Source organism: Phyllobacterium sp. LjRoot231, from assembly GCF_964253365.1.
Lineage (GTDB): Bacteria > Pseudomonadota > Alphaproteobacteria > Rhizobiales > Rhizobiaceae > Phyllobacterium.
The window spans coordinates 4,549,431-4,567,995 of the sequence record NZ_CAXUQT020000001.1; the positions used below are offsets into that span (position 1 = coordinate 4,549,431).

24 protein-coding genes are annotated in these 18,565 nt (G+C 56.8%); 11 read left to right on the forward strand and 13 right to left on the reverse strand.

Annotated features, from left to right (window positions below; genetic code table 11):
* Nucleotide 1: 1 nt before the first annotated feature.
* The 3 genes from ACSQ3H_RS22675 to ACSQ3H_RS22685 are packed head-to-tail and all read right to left on the reverse strand — an operon-like array spanning nt 2 to nt 2,810.
* On the reverse strand, nt 2-862 hold the full coding sequence (locus tag ACSQ3H_RS22675; protein ID WP_436119125.1) for a DUF6492 family protein: 861 nt from the start codon (nt 860-862) through the stop codon (nt 2-4).
* On the reverse strand, nt 859-1,623 hold the full coding sequence (locus ACSQ3H_RS22680; RefSeq protein WP_436119126.1) for a WecB/TagA/CpsF family glycosyltransferase: 765 nt from the start codon (nt 1,621-1,623) through the stop codon (nt 859-861). Before ACSQ3H_RS22680 ends, ACSQ3H_RS22675 begins: the two co-directional genes overlap by 4 nt.
* A complete protein-coding gene (locus ACSQ3H_RS22685; RefSeq protein WP_436119127.1) occupies nt 1,620-2,810 on the reverse strand; it encodes a glycosyltransferase family 4 protein in 1,191 nt (396 codons plus the stop codon). Before ACSQ3H_RS22685 ends, ACSQ3H_RS22680 begins: the two co-directional genes overlap by 4 nt.
* A gap of 126 nt (nt 2,811-2,936) precedes the next feature.
* Between ACSQ3H_RS22685 and ACSQ3H_RS22690 the strand changes: the two genes are divergently transcribed.
* The 3 genes from ACSQ3H_RS22690 to proC are packed head-to-tail and all read left to right on the forward strand — an operon-like array spanning nt 2,937 to nt 6,093.
* Nucleotides 2,937-3,932, forward strand: coding sequence for a glycosyltransferase family 2 protein (locus tag ACSQ3H_RS22690; protein WP_436119540.1), 996 nt, complete (start codon nt 2,937-2,939; stop codon nt 3,930-3,932).
* Nucleotides 3,901-5,226, forward strand: a complete 1,326-nt coding sequence (locus ACSQ3H_RS22695; protein WP_436119128.1) for an O-antigen ligase family protein — start codon at nt 3,901-3,903, stop codon at nt 5,224-5,226. Before ACSQ3H_RS22690 ends, ACSQ3H_RS22695 begins: the two co-directional genes overlap by 32 nt.
* 51 nt (nt 5,227-5,277) lie before the next feature.
* The gene (gene proC, locus ACSQ3H_RS22700) at nt 5,278-6,093 is read left to right on the forward strand and encodes a pyrroline-5-carboxylate reductase (protein ID WP_436119129.1); all 816 of its coding nucleotides are present in this window, start codon (nt 5,278-5,280) and stop codon (nt 6,091-6,093) included.
* 16 nt (nt 6,094-6,109) lie between these two features.
* Here proC and ACSQ3H_RS22705 read toward each other — a convergent pair whose 3' ends face one another.
* Both ACSQ3H_RS22705 and ACSQ3H_RS22710 read right to left on the reverse strand, forming a co-directional pair.
* On the reverse strand, nt 6,110-6,358 hold the full coding sequence (locus ACSQ3H_RS22705) for a pilus assembly protein HicB (protein WP_436119130.1): 249 nt from the start codon (nt 6,356-6,358) through the stop codon (nt 6,110-6,112).
* Nucleotides 6,355-6,492 carry a hypothetical protein gene (locus ACSQ3H_RS22710; RefSeq protein WP_436119131.1) on the reverse strand — a complete coding sequence of 46 codons (138 nt, stop codon included), beginning with the start codon at nt 6,490-6,492 and terminating at the stop codon, nt 6,355-6,357. The genes ACSQ3H_RS22705 and ACSQ3H_RS22710 overlap by 4 nt, the downstream gene beginning before the upstream one ends.
* Nucleotides 6,493-6,585: 93 nt before the next feature.
* On the opposite strand from ACSQ3H_RS22710, the gene ACSQ3H_RS22715 reads away from it, so the two are divergent.
* From ACSQ3H_RS22715 to ACSQ3H_RS22725, 3 genes are read left to right on the forward strand one after another with little or no spacing between them, the layout of a single operon-like run.
* Nucleotides 6,586-7,392 carry an urease accessory protein UreD gene (locus tag ACSQ3H_RS22715; RefSeq protein ID WP_436119132.1) on the forward strand — a complete coding sequence of 269 codons (807 nt, stop codon included), beginning with the start codon at nt 6,586-6,588 and terminating at the stop codon, nt 7,390-7,392.
* Between the two features lie 37 nt (nt 7,393-7,429).
* Entirely contained in the window at nt 7,430-7,732 is a 303-nt protein-coding gene (locus tag ACSQ3H_RS22720) for an urease subunit gamma (RefSeq protein WP_106715462.1), read from the forward strand.
* Between the two features lie 10 nt (nt 7,733-7,742).
* Complete coding sequence (locus ACSQ3H_RS22725) at nt 7,743-8,048, forward strand: urease subunit beta (protein WP_436119133.1); 306 nt, start codon at nt 7,743-7,745, stop codon at nt 8,046-8,048.
* 95 nt (nt 8,049-8,143) lie between these two features.
* Here the strand turns inward: ACSQ3H_RS22725 and ACSQ3H_RS22730 are convergent, their stop codons facing one another.
* On the reverse strand, nt 8,144-8,527 hold the full coding sequence (locus ACSQ3H_RS22730; protein WP_436119134.1) for a hypothetical protein: 384 nt from the start codon (nt 8,525-8,527) through the stop codon (nt 8,144-8,146).
* A 174-nt stretch (nt 8,528-8,701) separates the two neighbouring features.
* Here ACSQ3H_RS22730 and ureC point away from each other — a divergent pair, with 174 nt between their 5' ends.
* The 5 genes from ureC to ureG are packed head-to-tail and all read left to right on the forward strand — an operon-like array spanning nt 8,702 to nt 12,721.
* Nucleotides 8,702-10,414: an urease subunit alpha gene (gene ureC, locus ACSQ3H_RS22735; protein WP_436119135.1), complete on the forward strand. Its 1,713-nt coding sequence runs from the start codon at nt 8,702-8,704 to the stop codon at nt 10,412-10,414.
* Between the two features lie 10 nt (nt 10,415-10,424).
* Nucleotides 10,425-10,940, forward strand: coding sequence for a DinB family protein (locus ACSQ3H_RS22740; protein WP_436119136.1), 516 nt, complete (start codon nt 10,425-10,427; stop codon nt 10,938-10,940).
* Entirely contained in the window at nt 10,937-11,440 is a 504-nt protein-coding gene (gene ureE / locus ACSQ3H_RS22745) for an urease accessory protein UreE (protein WP_436119137.1), read from the forward strand. The genes ACSQ3H_RS22740 and ureE overlap by 4 nt, the downstream gene beginning before the upstream one ends.
* Nucleotides 11,406-12,101, forward strand: coding sequence for an urease accessory protein UreF (locus ACSQ3H_RS22750; RefSeq protein WP_436119138.1), 696 nt, complete (start codon nt 11,406-11,408; stop codon nt 12,099-12,101). The genes ureE and ACSQ3H_RS22750 overlap by 35 nt, the downstream gene beginning before the upstream one ends.
* Complete coding sequence (gene ureG, locus ACSQ3H_RS22755; RefSeq protein ID WP_436119139.1) at nt 12,098-12,721, forward strand: urease accessory protein UreG; 624 nt, start codon at nt 12,098-12,100, stop codon at nt 12,719-12,721. The genes ACSQ3H_RS22750 and ureG overlap by 4 nt, the downstream gene beginning before the upstream one ends.
* Here ureG and ACSQ3H_RS22760 read toward each other — a convergent pair.
* The 7 genes from ACSQ3H_RS22760 to ACSQ3H_RS22790 all read right to left on the reverse strand — a co-directional run bounded on the left by ACSQ3H_RS22760 (nt 12,704) and on the right by ACSQ3H_RS22790 (nt 18,511).
* The gene (locus tag ACSQ3H_RS22760) at nt 12,704-13,723 is read right to left on the reverse strand and encodes an LLM class flavin-dependent oxidoreductase (RefSeq protein ID WP_436119140.1); all 1,020 of its coding nucleotides are present in this window, start codon (nt 13,721-13,723) and stop codon (nt 12,704-12,706) included. The two genes, ureG and ACSQ3H_RS22760, sit on opposite strands and share 18 nt — an antisense overlap.
* A 99-nt stretch (nt 13,724-13,822) precedes the next feature.
* Entirely contained in the window at nt 13,823-14,026 is a 204-nt protein-coding gene (locus ACSQ3H_RS22765) for a hypothetical protein (RefSeq protein WP_436119141.1), read from the reverse strand.
* Nucleotides 14,027-14,365: 339 nt separating this feature from the next.
* Nucleotides 14,366-14,716: a hypothetical protein gene (locus ACSQ3H_RS22770; RefSeq protein WP_436119142.1), complete on the reverse strand. Its 351-nt coding sequence runs from the start codon at nt 14,714-14,716 to the stop codon at nt 14,366-14,368.
* Nucleotides 14,717-15,172: 456 nt separating this feature from the next.
* On the reverse strand, nt 15,173-15,391 hold the full coding sequence (locus ACSQ3H_RS22775; protein ID WP_436119143.1) for a hypothetical protein: 219 nt from the start codon (nt 15,389-15,391) through the stop codon (nt 15,173-15,175).
* 127 nt (nt 15,392-15,518) lie between these two features.
* Nucleotides 15,519-16,790, reverse strand: coding sequence for a glycerate kinase type-2 family protein (locus ACSQ3H_RS22780; RefSeq protein WP_436119144.1), 1,272 nt, complete (start codon nt 16,788-16,790; stop codon nt 15,519-15,521).
* A gap of 5 nt (nt 16,791-16,795) precedes the next feature.
* A complete protein-coding gene (locus ACSQ3H_RS22785; RefSeq protein WP_436119145.1) occupies nt 16,796-17,107 on the reverse strand; it encodes a Dabb family protein in 312 nt (103 codons plus the stop codon).
* A 114-nt stretch (nt 17,108-17,221) separates the two neighbouring features.
* Nucleotides 17,222-18,511, reverse strand: coding sequence for an amidase (locus ACSQ3H_RS22790; protein ID WP_436119541.1), 1,290 nt, complete (start codon nt 18,509-18,511; stop codon nt 17,222-17,224).
* Between the last annotated feature and the right edge of the window lie 54 nt (nt 18,512-18,565).

The window sequence follows — 18,565 nt, forward strand, 5'->3', positions numbered from 1 at the left end:
GCTACGCTAGCAATTTCCGGATGCGCGCCGTATCGTCACCGATAAATGATTGCATTCCGATCGCCACCTGTTCCGGCGTCATCGCCTCGACGAAGGCAAGGAACTCCTTGTCCGTCGGAGCAGGAGCAAACCAGTAGACCCGGCAGAACTCGGCCGCGTCGTGATAGTGTCCTTCCGCCATCAGCACTTCATCAGCATATCGGCCATAGATCATGCATTCCGAAAACCGGCGCGAACGCCCGATCGCCGCGATCCAGTGGCGACCGGTGATCTTCTCGATATGGTCGCACATGGTCAGTAAGGCATCGCGCCGCCAGGCGATCAGAGTTCCGATGTAATCATGTCCCGCCGGGCTGACAGGGGCGATACCAAGCACCTGCCCCGCATGTTCGGACCAGACGCGCTGATCTCCGGGCACGGGGCGCAACAGGTCACCATCGCGGCGAAACAGCCGTAAATCATTGCCGCGCCAGACCGAGGCGCAGTCGAAAGGTTTCAGGAAAGCGACATCGGAATCGATGTAAAAGAACGCGTCTTCATCCGTATGAGCCGCAATGGCGATGCGCCGGAATTGCTGCACATGCCAGCCACGCAACGGCATGGTCCAAGGGGAGAGCCAGATGCGGCGGCGGCCCAAATTGCTCGGGTCGGGAAACGGCCTGATCCAGCGGGGCAAGAGATCGTTCTCGTCGATCACAACCCGGCGAGGGCCTTCGAGCTGCCTGAACAGAGCCACGTCACGATGCTCGACCAGTATATAGTGCTTCGTGAAACCTGTGACGAAGCGATCGATCGTTTCGCAGAGCAATCTGCAGCGCTCAAAATCGGGTGCATAACTCGCGGTAACAAGTGCCGTTCTCATCCGCCCTTACTGCCCCTTAACTTTGCCCGCATGACGCGTAGCAGAAAAAGCGGATTGCCGACAATGTACCGGTACCACATACGTCCAGGTTCCTGAGCAAGGCGATAAAGCCACTCGAAGCGCAACTTTTGCACAATCAGCGGGGCCCGGGGCACGGCACCTGCCGTGAAATCAAACAACGCGCCGACACCAAAGGCCAAGGCGCAATGTTCGCCCGTAAGGTGCTTCGCCATGAACATTTCCTGACGCGGCACACCCATCGCCACCAGCAGAATATGCGGGTGATAATTCTTCAGGATCTCAAGGATGCGCGGTTCATCGCTGGCTTTGAAAAAGCCGTCGCTGATAACGCGGATTTCATGCTGCGGCGCAAGCTGCCTGAAACTCGCCGCTGCCTTTTCGACCACTTCAGGCCGCGCTCCGATAAGACCCACACGCAGAGGGCTGGTTTCTGCTGTCAACAGCGCGGGCGTGAAATCCGTGCCGTTGAGGTTGGCCGGGAATGGCGCGCCGTGCAGGATTTTCGAGGCGATGTCGACGCCTACACCGTCGGGAAGAACGAGGAACTGATTGAGCGCACGATGGAAATCACCATTCTCCTGCGCCAGATTGGCGTTGTGGGCGTTGAGCCACGTGACCAGGGCGAAGCGCCGTCCCGCGATACGTTCGCGCATGGTTTCAATGGCTTCGGTCCAAGGCAAGGCGACAACCGGTACGCCGAGAATCGCCCGTCGCGGAATATCCGTTTCGACCAAACTCATGCGGCCGCACGCCCATTTGCAATCCGGGTTTCAAGCCGATCCAGACCAAGCCTTATCTGCTGGTCGAAACGCGCCAATTGCGCAGCGCGGAAAGTGTCTCCTGAGCGGATCAGGTACTCGCCTGCGCGCACACGAGCAACCATGGCGTTAACCGCCTTGGCAAAGCCGGCGGGATCATCAGCGACAACACAATTATCCGGAATATCTGCAATGCCTCGCACGGAAAGCGCAGTCGCGACGCTCGGCAGGCCCAGTTCGAATGTCTCGATCGTCTTGAGCTGCACGCCGCTTCCGGCGCGGCTGATCAGCGGGATGACGGCGCAGCCGCAAACGAAATCGGTGGCGTTTGGCACACGGCCAGCAAAGGTGACGTTAGGCCATGCGGCTTTGAGATCGGCCGGCGTGCTACCGGCGACGCTGACGCCGATATCCTTGTCCAGATGCGGTACGACCTCACGCAGGAACCACTCAAGACCAATGCGGTTCGGTTGCCACGTCCAGGTTCCGATCAAGCCAAGGTCCCGTACTATTTTGCGTCCTTTTCTCTTCGCCGTATCGGCGCCGGTCACGAGAGGAAGTGCCGCGGCACGTCCGGTTCCGGATAAGCCCAGCGCATCGATATCGTCATCGGCTAGCGTGAAGATGAACGACGCCTTGCTGCACAACCGCTTCTCAAGGCCCATCAGAAGCCGGGACTCCCGGCCGAACAGATATTTTTGTACGGGGCTGGTTGCCGCGTCGGCATTCTCGCGCGCCGAGCGATGTTCGACATTGTGCGCGATGAAGATTTGCGGCTTGTCGTGGAAACAGTCCTCGAATGCCCCGGGCAGTGGCACGCCGTTCAGCACGTAAGCGTCAAAAGGCTCCACTGAGGCGATTGCGGCACGGAACGTTTCCTTCGTGACGACGCGCAGCTTGACCGACGAAACCGTGAGGCCTGCCAACACAGCCTTGCCAAGCCAACGCAACTTTTGCGTGAAGTTCGCTGTATCGTTGCGCACATCGACTTCGCCAAGAACGATCGTGTTGTCGGGATCAAGCGGCTTGCTCCCGGGCCAGACGAATCCGAGCACGGTGACGCGAGCGCCGGCACGCACGAGGCCATCGATGATCGCATTGTTGGCGATCTCGTAACCGGTGGTCGGCTTACCGTCTGGAACAAGTGATGTTACGAACAGCAAGTGCATCTAAGGTCTGAACCTATCTACGATGATTTATCTCTCATTATTGGATTTGATCGCAGAATGTAATGAAATGTTGAATAAGCAACTCCTATAAGTTGCAACCATGGATAACGGATACCTATTCCGGTGATGGAACTCGACCTTCAAGGCAATATCAGCATCGTGGCACAGTCACCCGGCCTGGAGCCTGAAGCGATTGACGTCGTGGTGACTTTGCCGACGTTCAAACGTCCGGAGCATCTGTTGAAGACCCTGGTTTCGCTCAAAGCCCAGGTAACCAAACGGCGTTTCGCCATCATCGTCATGGAGAATGAAGCGGAACAGCGTGAGGGAGCGGTAGCAGCGAAACCGCTGTTCGAAAGCGGTGAATATCAGGGCCTGCTGATCATCGCGCATGACCGCGGAAATTGTAACGCCTATAACGGCGGCTGGTTGACCGCGCTGAAGGCCTTTCCGAATTTCTCGTCGCTGCTGGTTATCGACGACGACGAGGTTGCCGATCCTAACTGGCTGGAAAATATGTGCATGACGCGCGAGACCTATGGTGTCGATTTGGTCGGCGGGCCGCAGCTTCCAGTCTTTGCCAAGCCGGAACATGCGGTGTGGTCGACACATCCCGTCTTCAGCCCGCATCACACGCGGACCGGACGCGTGCCAATCATCTATTCGTCGGGCAATCTGCTTGTCGGGCGCAATGTGCTTGTGGCCATGCCGTTTCCGTTTCTCGACCTTGCCTTCAACTTCATGGGCGGTGGCGATTCCGATTTTATCAGCCGCTGCGTGGTCAAGGACTTCACCATCGCATGGTGCGCGGAAGCACCGGTATACGAAACCATCCCGGCAAGGCGTGTCGAGGCTGACTGGATCCGGGCGCGGGCATTGCGCAATGGCGTGATCTCCACCCTGATCGAAAAGCGCAAACGCGCCGGCGAACCCCTTGGCGCGGTGAAGACGGTGTTGAAAAGCGTGGCACTTCTCGCCGTCTCGCCGCTTCGGGCGGCTGTAGTGGTGGCGCGGACCGGGTCGTTGTCCATCGGTATTTATCAGGTCTATGTTGGCGTCGGCCGCGTTCTCGCGGAGTTCGGATATTCCAATGAGCAGTATCGACAACCTGAAAAGAACTGACGCCGCGCAAGCAATCCCGATGCGGCTGGTCGCCAGTCTTGTCGCAGCGCTGATCCTCTGCGTCCTGTTGATCTCGTTTCGCCCGTTCCAGCCGGCGAGCACGGCGATCGCCGGGAGCGGCGGCGATCTCGTCAATCAGCTCGGTTTCGGTGCACTGGGCGGCGTCTCCGTACTTGCCATGATGGTGCTTGCCAACCCGCGTACGCTTGTTGCCCTCATCAGTCCCATGTGGATCGTCATGTTCGGCTTTCTTTTCCTGTCGACTTTTGTCGCCATCGATCCAGAAGCCGCTCAACGCGCTGTGCTCTTCACTGCAATCGCCGTGCTCTGCATGATCGCGGTGCTGGCGCTGCCACGCGATGCCGACGGGTTTTCGCTGGCGCTGGTGATCGCAGCCTTTGCCGTGCTGACACTTTCCTATGCGGGCCTGGTTATCGTTCCGGATCTCGCGAAGCATACCGCCAATGAAATCGAAGCCGAACATGCGGGGCTTTGGCGCGGTATCTTCGCGCATAAGAATATTGCCGGGCCGGTGATGGCGGCATTCTCATTCGGTGGCATCTACCTCATTCGTCGTGGCTGGCGCAGGATCGGCACCGTGCTTCTTGCGCTTGCACTCTGGTTCGTTGCCCATACAGGATCGAAAACCGCAACGGCACTTGTGCCACTGGTGGTCCTCCTCGTCATGTTTCCGGGCATGTTTGGCTTTCGCATAGTGGCTGCGCTGCTGATAGGGGCGGCTTTGATCGGATTTTTCTTCTTCACCATCGGGACTCTATTTTTCCCGGCCACACACGATCTCCTCGCGCAACTTGGTGCAGATACGACCTTTACCGGGCGCACATCCATCTGGCAGTTCGGTCTGGAAAAGCTGGCGGCAACACCATGGCGCGGTTACGGTTTTGAAAGTTTCTGGGAAGCGCCGGTCGTGCGCCAAGCGGAAAATCCAAGCTACTACCTCGATTGGGACGTGCGCGGTATCGTTCATGCCCATAACGGCTATCTCGATATCGCCATCGCCATGGGTTATCCGGCCATGATCTGCGCGCTCATCGTTTTGATTGTGCTGCCGCTTTTTGACTATGCGCGCTGCCTTAAGAAACGGGAAAATGTGTTCATGGCCGATTTTTTCATGATGTGCCTGACATTTTCGCTGATGAACGCCTTTCTCGAGAGCTTCTTCTTTCGCCGGGCCGATCCAGTATGGTTGCTGGTGGTCATGGCGTGTTTCGGTCTGCGCATGACCGCGCGCGTTCCAATCGCGACGCGCATAAATTCCCACAAGACCAGTTGACCCGGCGCATCCGGCCGGATCAAAGTGCCGCGACATCAGCGGGAGAGTGAAATGGTCGATAATGTGGTTCTGGTCGGTTGCGGCAATATGGGCTTTGCCATGCTCAAGGGCTGGCTGGACGCAGGTATATTGAAGCCTGATCAGGTCACAGTGGTTGAGCCAACCGATGCGCTGCGCGAACGGGCGGCAACGCTCGGTGTTCACGCGCTTGCGAACGCCAGCCGGCTCGAGGACGATCTGTCGCCACGGATTATCGTCATCGCGGTCAAGCCGCAGGTGATGCGCGACGTGCTGCCAGCCTATGAGCGCTTTGCTAGCGAGACAACATTCGTCAGCGTCGCCGCCGGGGTCAAGGTTGCGTTGTTCGAGGAGTTTCTAGGCGACAAGACCGCGATTATCCGCACTATCCCAAATACACCTGCCGCAATCGGCAAGGGCATGATCGTCACGTTCCGCAATCCGCATGTAAGGAACGAAGATGCCGAGTTTGTCGATACATTACTGAAAACCAGCGGGAAAGTTGCCGCTGTGGACGATGAAAAACTGATCGACGTGGCGACCGCAGTTTCCGGTTCCGGCCCCGCTTACGTGTTTCATTTCATCGAATGCCTGACCGAAGCGGCTGTTGTGGCCGGCCTCGAACGGAAAACCGCCGAGCTGCTGGCCATGCAGACCGTCTATGGCGCTGGAGTACTCGCAGCTTCAAGCGAGGACACGCCAACGACGCTGCGCGAACAGGTGACAAGCCCGAAGGGGACCACCGCCGCGGCTCTGGACGTGCTGATGGGCCATGACAAACTCAAGCGCCTGATGATCAGAGCCGTATTCAAGGCACACCAGCGCGCCATAGAGCTTGGCACCTATTGAGTTCAGTTGAGCACTGTTAGATAAGTTTGTCTTCCGCTGCAGGCTCTTCGCTGCCGGCATTTTCGAGGAATGGCAATAAATCAGATGGTTTCGCCTTGCCTGCGCGACGACGCAAGAATTCGCTTGCCGTTTCTACCGCCCCGATCTTCTCGGCAACAGCGACCGAAATCCACTGATTGAGCGAAACACCGTCCTCCCGCGCCAGACGCTGTGCGGCTGTCTTGACGGATGTGGGGAGTTTAAGAGGATAGGAAGTTTTCGTCATTTTCTAATCTCCGCAAGTAGTTCTCCGGGGCGCAGGACACGTAGCCTGAATTTTTTGGCAGCCAGGTTGAAGTCTTTTACGTTGTGCGTCACCAGAGCATCCGCCCGACCATTGACAGCGGTCTCAAGTACCATCTCATCATTCGCATCAGTTTCATATTCGTGTTTTCATCGCGGCGGATATTGCGATAGCGTGCCGGGATGAATGTACATTCGCCTCTTGATCCAATGACCGAAGCAAAGCCACAGCGTGCCTTTGGCTCGGCGCATCTCGCCGTCAAACCTGTCAGCGGGCGCACACGTATCGCCACGCTTTACCAGGAAGGCTGCGCCAAGATCCGCCTGCCCGATACTGACGATCAATCGCTGGAAGCGGTGATGATCAATACATCGGGGGGGCTGACCGGCGGCGATGAGATGCGCTGGAGGTTCGACGTCGCGGATGACTGTCGGGCGCAAGTCACCACGCAAGCCTGCGAGCGCATCTACAAGGCATCTGCCGGTATCGCTGACGTGGCAAGCGCTTTGAAAGTGGGCGATCGGGCGTCGCTCGCGTGGCTGCCGCAAGAGACCATTTTATTCGAGGGTTCGGCACTGGGGCGGACCCTCACCGTCGATCTTGCCGAAACCAGCCGTGCCTTGATTGTGGAGCCGGTCGTGTTCGGTCGCAAGGCAATGGGCGAGGACATACAACATTGTTCATTCCGGGATCGCTGGCGTATTCGCCGCGAAGGCAAACTGATCCATGCGGAAGATTTCGCAATTGGACCGGACACGGCAACGATGCTGGGCCGCCCTGCCCTGTTCGGCGGGATGCGCATTATGGCCACCGTCCTGCTGCTCGACGCTAACGCCGAACGTCATCTTGAGCCAAGCCGGAAAATAATTGGAACAAAAGGCGGTGTTTCCTTCTGGTCTGGCAAGCTTCTTGCGAGGCTCATCGATGGTGACGCCTATTCGTTGAGGAAGCGGCTGGTGCCACTCATCGAACTGCTGAATGAAAAGGCAGGCGTGCCTAAAGTCTGGTCAATCTAGACGCAAACCAACACTGAGGGATGGCCAAGGGAAAAGAATGAACCTGACACCACGTGAGAAAGACAAACTTCTGATCTCCATGGCGGCGATGGTCGCCCGCCGCCGACTTGAGCGCGGCGTCAAGCTTAATCATCCGGAAGCCATTGCATTAATTAGTGATTTCGTCGTCGAAGGGGCCCGTGATGGCCGCTCCGTTGCCGATCTGATGCAGGCGGGAGCGCATGTGATTACCCGAGAACAGGTGATGGAGGGCATTCCAGAGATGATCCACGACATTCAGGTCGAGGCGACATTTCCGGACGGTACAAAACTGGTCACCGTGCACGAACCGATAAGGTAGGAAGCGAAGCATGATCCCCGGCGAAATCATAACGGCCAAAGGTGAAATCGAACTTAACAGTGGCGGCAGCAACGTCACATTGAAGGTGGCAAATACGGGCGACCGCCCCGTACAGGTCGGGTCGCACTACCATTTCTTCGAGACCAATACGGCGCTGGCGTTCGACCGCGATCAATCGCGCGGCATGCGTCTCGATATTGCAGCCGGAACGGCGGTCCGATTCGAGCCGGGACAGGAGCGTGATGTTACGCTCGTGCCTCTCAGCGGGAACCGGACCGTCTATGGATTTCAGCAGAAGATCATGGGAAAGCTTTGACCAATCCGCTTGACCTCATTTCCACAACGATAAGCGACCGGGGAAACACCGATCGCAACGCATATGCCAGATATGGGTCAGGTAGGGCTCGTCAGTCAGCTTGGCTTCTTGGTCACCAGGGTCAGCAGGCCTTTGGAGTCGAGACTGGCAATAACCACCGCTGCGGAAGTCAGCCCCTTTTCCTTCAGAGCCGCGGAAACTTGCGGCGACTTGTCGATCGAGCTGCGCAGTTTCTGCATGTCGGCCTCGCTACGCTTGGCAAGAGCGTCATTGACCTGGGTCTTGGTCGCGTCCGGCAGTTCGTTGATATCCACAATATTGATGGTGGTTATGGGCGTGGCACCCGTTTTAGCCGGGGTTTCACTCTTCGGAGCGGCTTGCTCGGCGCTTGGGGCCTGCGGCGCCGCGGACTGCGCATAGGCGACCGAAGTCGCAAGCGGGAAAGCTGCGCAGAGCGCGAGCACTATCATCTTTCGCATCGTTTTTCCTTTCACGAGATTGGCGAACGATCATCTACTGATGACGCGCGCACTTCACATGCGGAATTCGATCTCAAGCGGTCGATGATCGGGTTTTTCCAAGGCAATATCTCGGCGAAAATGTGGCAAGCACCCATGTCGCCCATACTATAATTCATACAAGAGGTAAGTCTCATGCCCGCTAAAATCACCCGTTCCGCCTATGCCCGCATGTTCGGCCCGACGACAGGCGACAAGGTTCGCTTGGCCGATACGGAACTGTTCATCGAGGTGGAAAAGGACTTCACCGTGTATGGTGAAGAGGTGAAATTCGGCGGGGGCAAGGTCATTCGCGACGGCATGGGCCAGAGCCAGATTGCACGTGCAGACGGTGCGGTCGATACGGTGATCACCAATGCGCTGGTCGTCGATCACAGTGGTATTTATAAAGCCGATGTCGGTCTGAAAGATGGACTGATCATTGGGATAGGCAAGTCTGGAAACCCCGACACCCAACCCGGAGTGACGATCATCATCGGTCCGGGAACGGAAATCATCGCTGGTGAAGGCAAGATCCTCACAGCCGGCGGCATGGACGCGCATATCCATTTCATCTGCCCGCAGCAGATCGAGGAAGCGCTGATGTCCGGCATTACGACCATGTTCGGCGGAGGCACCGGACCCGCCCATGGAACGCTGGCCACCACCTGTACACCAGGCCCCTGGCACATGGCCCGGATGATCCAGTCTTTCGATGCTATACCCATGAATATCGGCCTTTCCGGCAAGGGCAATGCCTCGCTGCCGAAAGCGCTGGAGGAAATGATCCTCGGCGGCGCTTGCTCGCTGAAACTGCATGAGGACTGGGGCACGACGCCGGCAGCGATCGACAATTGCCTCTCGGTCGCCGACCAGTACGACGTGCAGGTGATGATCCACACCGACACGCTGAACGAGAGCGGGTTTGTCGAGGACACGGTCGCGGCCTTCAAGGGACGCACCATCCATGCCTTCCATACGGAAGGCGCTGGCGGCGGGCATGCGCCGGACATCATCAAGATTTGCGGCTTGCCCAACGTTATTCCATCTTCGACCAACCCGACGCGGCCCTATACGAAAAACACCATCGCCGAACATCTCGACATGCTGATGGTTTGCCATCACCTGTCATCATCAATACCGGAAGATGTGGCTTTTGCTGAAAGCCGAATTCGCAAGGAGACCATCGCTGCAGAAGATATCCTGCATGATATCGGTGCGTTTTCGATTATTTCCTCGGACAGTCAGGCCATGGGCCGCGTCGGCGAAGTGCTGATACGCACGTGGCAGACCGCCGATAAGATGAAGCGCCAGCGCGGGAGCCTGCCGCAGGAGACCGGCGATAACGACAATTTCCGCGTTAAACGCTACATCGCCAAATACACGATCAATCCGGCCATTGCTCAGGGCGTGTCCCGGCATATCGGCTCGATCGAAGTGGGGAAGCGCGCTGATCTCGTTCTGTGGAATCCCGCCTTCTTCGGTATCAAACCGGACATGGTTCTGCTTGGTGGATCGATCGCAGCTGCGCCCATGGGCGATCCCAATGCGTCAATTCCCACGCCGCAGCCGGTCCATTATCGCTATATGTTTGGCGGCTTTGGCAAGAATGTCAGCAATTCGTCAGTCGTCTTCGTCAGCAAAGCTTCGATTGAGGCAGGCTTGCGCCAGTCGCTCGGCGTCGACAAACAGTTGATCGGCGTTGAGAACACGCGCGGCGGCATTTCCAAGGCCTCGATGATCCACAATGATGCAACGCCGCATATGGAGGTGGATCCGGAGACTTATGAAGTGCGGGCGGATGGCGAGTTGTTGACCTGCGAACCGGCGACTATATTGCCGATGGCACAGCGCTACTTCCTCTTTTGAGCGTGGGTAAATGAAAGATCATTTCAGACGGCTTGCCTACTATAATAGATGGGCCAACGGACGGATTTACCAGGCAGCTGCGGCGCTTGACGCCGACGACTATTTCGCGGACCGGCGCGCCTATTTCAAATCCGTGCATGGCACGTTCAATCACATTCTCGCCATCGACAAATTGTGGTTCGGACGCTTTACCGGCGATCTCTACGTTCCGCCCTCTCTAGATGTCATTCTGCACGACAATTTCGGTGCATTGCGGCAAGCGCGGGTCGCCTATGACGACCACATCATTGAAGTGGTCGACGCGTTTGATGATAACACGATCACTGGTCTGTTCCGCTGGGTGACCATGGAGGGCGAGCCATATACTTCAACGCTTGACCGGTGCATGACGCAGATCTTCAACCACCAGACGCATCATCGCGGTCAGGTGCATACGCTGCTTTCGCAACTGACGGGCGACGCACCGCCGATTGATTTCTTCCTGTGCATGAACGATGATTTCAACGCAGAAGGCCAGAAACAATGAAGCGTGTCACCAACCATAACCACGCCGGGCATTATCACGGCACGCCGTTCGATCGCGTTGTGCTGGCCCACGACGAGCGGCATTTGCGGCGCAAGGTTCTGACCTTGTCACAAGGCGAACAAATCCTCGTCGATCTGCCTGAGGCTATCGCCTTCGAGCATGGCGACGTGCTTATTCTCGAAGACGGCCGGATGGCCGAGATCATTGCGGCGGATGAAGCGCTCTACGAGGTCACGCCACGGGATCGCCGACATCTGTCGGAACTCGCTTGGCACCTTGGCAACAGGCACCTGCCGGCGCAACTCGAAGAAAGCCGCATCGTCATCCTGCGCGATCATGTAATCAAGGCAATGCTTGAGGGCCTTGGGGCGAAAGTTACCGAGATCACCGCGCCGTTCCATCCATTGCACGGCGCATATCATAGCGGGCATGGGCATTCGCATGGGGAGGCTCACGGTCACGACCATGAGCATCAACACCACCATCACGCCCATGGCTGACCTTGCCCCAAACACCGCGCTTCTGCGCCTGATGACGTGGCTTTCTCCGGCCTTTCCTGTCGGGGCATTTTCCTACAGTCATGGCATCGAGCGGGCAGTGCATGATGGTTTGATCCACGACAAGGCATCATTGCAGGACTGGCTTGTTGATCTGCTGACCCACGGGTCAGTTTGGAACGATGCGGTCTTGTTCGCGGCAAGCTGGCGGGATGCAGATACGGGTGGCAACTGCCTCGAAATATCAGCGCTCGGCGAGGCGATGGCTGGTTCAAAAGAGCGGCACATGGAGACCATGCTGCAAGGCAACGCGTTCTTGCAGGCTATTGGACATTGGAGCGGCAGGGATTCCGGCCTCGCAAACGAGATGCCCTATCCTGTCGCCGTCGCCATGGTTGCAGCCCAGAACCAGGTTGCGTGTGAACCAGCGCTTGCCGCCTATCTTCACGCCGTCGTTTCCAATTTTATTCAGGGCGCCGTCCGGTTGGTGCCGCTCGGGCAAAGCCACGGCGTATCGTTGATGGCGGCAATGGAAAAGAAAATATTCGCGGTGGCCGAACGTGCCGGAAATTCCAGCCTTGATGAGCTCGGCTCGGCTGCCATCATGTCCGACATCATGGCCATGCAACATGAAACACAATATTCGAGGGTATTTCGCTCATGATTTCGCAAAATGGACCGCTTCGCATCGGGATTGGCGGACCAGTCGGCTCCGGCAAGACCACAGTCACCGAGATGCTGTGCAAGGCGCTGCGCAACCGCTATTCCATCGCTGTCGTTACCAATGATATCTACACGAAGGAAGACGCTCTGATCCTCAACCGGCTGCAAGCCCTGCCGGAAGACCGGATCATGGGTGTCGAGACCGGCGGTTGCCCCCATACGGCCATCCGTGAAGACGCGACGATCAACCTGCAGGCCATTGCCGAGATGAACAAGCGCCACCCAGATCTCGATATCGTCTTCATCGAGTCCGGCGGTGACAATCTGGCCGCGACTTTCTCACCCGATCTCGCCGACCTGACCATCTATGTGATTTCGGTTTGCCAAGGCGAAAAAATACCGCGCAAGGGCGGGCCGGGTATCACGCGCTCGGATTTGCTGATCATCAACAAGAAGGACCTCGCGCCCTATGTCGGCGCTGATCTCGATGTGATGGATGCGGATACCAAGGTTCAGCGCGGGACCAAACCCTACGTGTTCACCGACATGCTGCGCAGGAACGGCCTTGACGACGTGATCGCCTTTATCGAGGCTGCAGGCGGTTTACGCCAGGCGGCTTAGCGGTGCAGCTTCAGGCCGCTTGATCATGGCTCCGGCAAGAATCTCATAAGATCGGATTCTGGCCGGATGATCGAAAATCTGGCCGGTCACCATAATCTCGTCTGCTCCCGTGCGCACAATGAAATCCCGGACGCCGGCTTTGACGGTTTCCGGCGATCCAACGACCGAGCAGGATAGTGCCTGACGCAAAATCGCCTTCGCGTGAATATCCAGCGTATCTTCGTAGCCCCTCACCGGCGCGGGTAATGGTCCGGGATTACCGGTGCGCAGATTGACGAAGGCCTGCTGCTGCGAGGTTTGTAGAAGCTTTGCGTCGTCATCGGTTTCCGCAGCAAAGACATTCAGGCCGAGCATCACATAGGACTTGTCGAGATATTCGGACGGCTCGAACCGGGTGCGATAGATTTCGATCGCCCGCTCCATTTCAGCAGGGGCGAAATGCGATGCGAAGGCGTAAGGCAGGCCGAGTGCCGCTGCGAGCTGCGCGCCGAAGAGACTGGAGCCCAATATCCACACAGGCACTTTTGTGCCTGCGCCTGGAACAGCTATGACGCGCTGGCCGGGCTCGGGGTCGCGAAAGTAACCCATTAGCTCAACTACATCCTGTGGAAAGCCATTGATGTCCTGATCGAGATTGCGACGCAGCGCCTGGGCGGTGATCTGATCCGTCCCCGGTGCGCGGCCGACACCGAGATCGATACGGCCCGGATGCAAGGAAGCCAGCGTGCCAAAGGCTTCCGCCACCATCAACGGTGAATGGTTCGGCAGCATGATACCGCCGGAGCCAAGCCGGATTTTTGAGGTGCCAGCCGCGACATGCGCGATCACGACAGCCGTCGCCGCACTGGCGATACCGCGCATGCTGTGATGCTCGGCAAGCCAGAGGCGATTGTAGCCAAGGCGCTCGGCGTTTTGCGCAAGATCCAGCGAATTGCGGAGAGACTGTGCGGCATCGCTGCCAGCAACAATCGGTGAGAGGTCAAGGACAGATAGTGGAGTCATTGTCCTCATATAGGCGATGAGTGAAAGCGCACAATAACTGCGTGCGATTTCATGATTCACAAAAATTGAAGCTTGATTGAATGGGAGAACGCAGGTTTGTCAGAGGTGACGGGAGCGGGACGATTCCAGGCGTAGTTCCATGCCGACCACGGCACGCGTTTCCTGGGCCAGCTGCTCATCGGATTCACGTATCGCGGTTTCGATGAAATAGGCGATCATCTCGAAACCTTCATTGTCCGCAAGTGTGCACAATTTTGAGAGTTCTGTTTTTAATATTTCGAGTGTTTGTGCTCTCTTGTTCATGCTGTTCTCTCCATATCCTGAACCGCAATAGTGAGTTGTATCCCACTAAAATCTTCTCGCATTAGTGCAAGGACAAAAGCCATGCGACCAATGTGCTTATCAACAAATTCCCCGATACTTCCGCGGAAATTTCTAGTGATGGTTAATTATGTTTGTTGATTCCACCAAGACTTCACGATGGACATTAATCTCAAAATATGAGACTTGAAAAGCCCCTAAATTACTACAAATATTCGTGATTACTCAAAATGTATTATAAAATGAATTTAAAATTTGAACGAAAGCTTCACAAGTGAATGAATGCATTGGACTATTTTATTCGGCTATCGAATAATATCCCTAAAAGCCAGAAAGCTGCACTTTGGCTTTTCCGCATATTTCTTTCGATCCGGACTCTTCCGCCTTGTCGATGAGGCCGGAAGCAAGATCAGAAACAATTTCTACCGCTATATCTTCCGGCAGTCCCGTTTCGCGCATTCCAGCTTTCATTACTGCCTCGCTGGCTTCGTCGGTTCCGCAGATATAGGCCCGGGCTTCCAGGAAGGCAGCCTGTTCGAACTTCTTATTGTTGACTTCATTGCCTTCTTCCGAAGCCTCTTTGATATTGAAAGCATTGGCCGGCGGAAGCACAGCCGCCGACGCAAGGAGCACAGCAGCCAGAATGGGTATCGATGATTTGTAGAAGCGCATCTTCCTGCCCCTTCCAATCACATCTTGAGGCCAGCGATTATCGCCATTTAAGCCTCGTTCATGGATTATTAACGGATGGGGACTGCTTCCGTTCCCAAGGCATAGTCAAGTACCCGTGATTGGAGCGTGACGCACCTTATGCGAAAATGCTGCATTGCACTAAGTGCAATGCTGCTATGCAATATTATCTGTATTAAATCAGGCGAGTTGAGTTATTCTGTGATCAGGAATTTTCGACAGCGTCACCTCCTCCCGGCTCTGTCGAAACGGATGGCCTCTTCTCCTCCCAGAAGGCCTTCCATAACCAACGAAACCCACCGCACCTCCTCCCGCGGTGGGTTTTGTTGTTTTATGCCCCTGCGAACCCCCTTCTAGAATTTAAACTGCGATATAAATGCAAAACGCCGCCCCGACACGCGTGGCGTCGGAGACGGCGTTCGAACAGCAGAAACGTGATTATTGCGCTGCAGTGGGCTTCGCGGCATCCGCGGCCACAGACTCGCTCAGGCTAGGCTCCTTGGAGGGCGTGGCACGCTGTGTCAGGGATTTCGGTGGTGGGACAAAATGCGTATCCTTTGCTGGCAACGGCCCTGCGGGCGACGAGGCCTTTGGTTCGGTCGTGCAACCCGCGATAATCATGAGAGACAGGGCGACCAGGGGGAGTACTATACGCATTCGACTTTCCTCTTGCAGTAAACGCCAAACAATGGCGCGAGACTCTTGAAGTAGCGCCAAGCATGGACGCTGGCATGAATCGACCCCTGTTGACCACCCAAAGATGGCGATTAAGCGTCAGTCATATCTAGCGAATGAGAATGGCGCGCAGATCATTAACATTGGTGCCGGTAGGACCGGGGACGAACAAATCACCGATCGCGTTGAACGCAGTCCAGGCATCGTTGCGGTTGAGGTAGGTCGACGCGTCATGGCCCTTGGCGAACAGCCGGGCAATGCTAGTGCTATCAGCAAAGGCACCAGCATTGTCTTCCGAGCCGTCAATGCCATCCGTATCGGCCGCAAAGGCGCTGATGCCGTCCGCGCCATCGATATCGATGGCGAGTGACAGGAGGAACTCGCTGTTGCGGCCACCTTTACCCTTGCCACGAACTGTCACCGTGGTTTCTCCGCCGGAGAGGATGACAACCGGCTTTTTGAATGGCTGATCCTTGGCAAGGACATGTTTCGCCAAGGCAGCATGGACGTGGGCAACCTCACGCGCTTCACCTTCGATTGCATCGGAGAGTATGACTGCTTCGACGCCTGAGTTGCGCGCAGCCTTTGCGGCGGCTGCGAGCGATACACCGGCCGAGGCAATCACGCGATGCTCATGGCCGGCAAAAACCGCATCGGAGGGCTTCGGCGCATTGGCATTTTCGGATTGCAAATGCGCGAGCGCTGCTGCTGGCAGGTCAAGATTGTAGCGTTCGACGATCTTCAACGCATCTTCCCGCGTCGTTTCGTCGGTCACGGTGGGGCCGGAGGCAACGAAGGCCGGGGTGTCGCCGGGGATGTCCGAGACGATCAGCGAATAAACTCGCGCGGGATGAGCTGCAGCGGCCAGACGTCCACCTTTTATGGTCGATAGATGCTTGCGTACTGCGTTCATTGCCGCGATCGGCGCGCCAGACGCAAGCAGCACCTTGTTGACGGTGATTTCATCATCGAGTGTCATGCCTTCGGGCGGCGACGGCAGCAGCGCAGAACCGCCGCCTGAGATCAACGCGACGACAAGATCGTCTTTCGTCAAACCCGACACTATTTCAAGCAGGCGTTTCGAGGCAACCAGACCCGCAGCGTCTGGAACCGGGTGCGATGCTTCGATGATTTCAATGTGTTTACAAGGTGCGCCGAAGCCATACCGCGTGACAACAAGTCCTTCGAGCGGAGAATCCCCATATTTCCTGGTCCAGGCTTTCTCGAAAGCGCTGGCCATTTGCGCAGAGCCTTTTCCGGCACCGATAACGATCGTCCGGCCTTTCGGTTTCGGTGGAATATGCCCTGCAATGGTACGTTCCGGATCCGCGGCCTCGACGGCAGCCTGGAAAAGCGTGATAAAAAACTCCTTGTCTTGCATCGGTCTCAAACTTCCATGTCAAAAACGAAAACACCGTCTGTCGCGCCCACGGTCGAAGAGACGATCCGCCCGGCAATTGCCTGATGTTCAGGATGTACGAGATAGGCATCACGCGTTGATGCGTCGGAAAAATCGAGAATGAATCCCTCGGAAAACCCCTTGTCCATGCCCTCCTCCGGGCTGACGTTTGGACCAGACTTGATCGTCAACGCACCCGGCAGCTTGGCACATAGGGTTTCAAGATCGCGAGAGATGGATTGACGGTCCGAGGATGGCACATCGTCACGGAAACGGAGAAACACACAATGACGGATCACGGAAGAACCTCTCTAAGATATTGGTGGCGCATCCTGACGAGATTACCGAAAATTGCGAGTGCTATTTCGGTTGTTCCATAATTATCATTTCAAACATGCCGGAGACTACATAGTTCAGGATAGAAGCTGTTCCACGGATCGAGCCATGGCCAGCAGCCTCCGATCCGCACCATGTTGGGCGACGAGCATCAGTCCCCCCGGTAAAGTCAAACCTGGCATCGGCAAGCTGATGGCTGTCAAATCGAACTGGTTGGCGATCTGCGTGTTGCGTAAGAGCAGCGTTTCCACCTGCTTGTAAACGGCCTCGTCCCCATTCACCGAGGCGATCGTTGGCGCGGCAATCGGCGTTGTCGGCAAGGCGAATATGCCGAAATCGGCGATGCGCCGATCCATTTCCCGCACCAGCACCTGCCGTTTCTGCATCAGTTTGACATAGTCGGACTCCGAAACGCCGAGACGGCGCAAAAGCGGCCGCTGAACGCGCTGGTCGACGTCAAGCGTCTCATCATGCAGCCATTCAGCGTGAACTCGGCTGGCTTCAATGCCGGCGATAGAACCGATCGATGTGGCATCGGCTAATGCATCGATCAGATCATCGATCGAACAATCGATAATGTTCGCTCCTGCTTTTGCACAAGCCTGCAGGCATTGTTCGAAGGCATCGGCAATCGGCTTTTCCATCTCCGCAAGCAGCTGCCCTCGCGGCACACCTATCCGCAGTCCATTCAGGAAAATCGCCTCAGGGACGGGAACCGCCTCCCCGGTCATGATGGCATCGGCGATCGCGCAATCAGCAACAGAGAGCGCCAATGGCCCGATGGAATCAAGACTTGGCGATAGCGGAAACGCGCCCTGCAGCGGCACGCGCTTGGCGGTCGGTTTAAAGCCGACGACGCCATTCAGCGCTGCCGGAATACGGACCGACCCACCGGTATCCGAGCCGATAGAGATTTCGCTCGTGCCTTCCGCCACTGATATACCCGCACCTGTGGATGATCCACCTGCGACGCGCTCCGGATCGACCGCATTGGCTGCTATTGGATAGTGCGGATTGAGGCCGACCGCAGTGAAGGCAAATTCAGTCATGATCGTCTTGCCGATGATCACCACGCCGGCAGCACGCAATCTTTCAACAATGAGAGCGTCGGCCGTTGCCGGATCGGCCGTGCGCCGGATGATGGAACCGGCCAAGGTTGGCTCGCCGGCAACGTCAAAAAGATCCTTGATTGATACGATCCGCCCGTCGAGTGGTCCGAGACTCGCGCCTTCGCGCCGACGCCGATCGGCAGCGTCGGCTTCCCTGCGGGCCATTTCAGAATAAAGTTTAACGAAGCCACGCTCGTTGGTGTCGCGCTCGGCCAATCGCGTAAGGCTTTCCTCAAGCCTGTCTCGTACGGACGGTATCGGCTGTGACAATGGTTCATCCCGAATAGACAGAAGATCTTATAGGCACTGTAT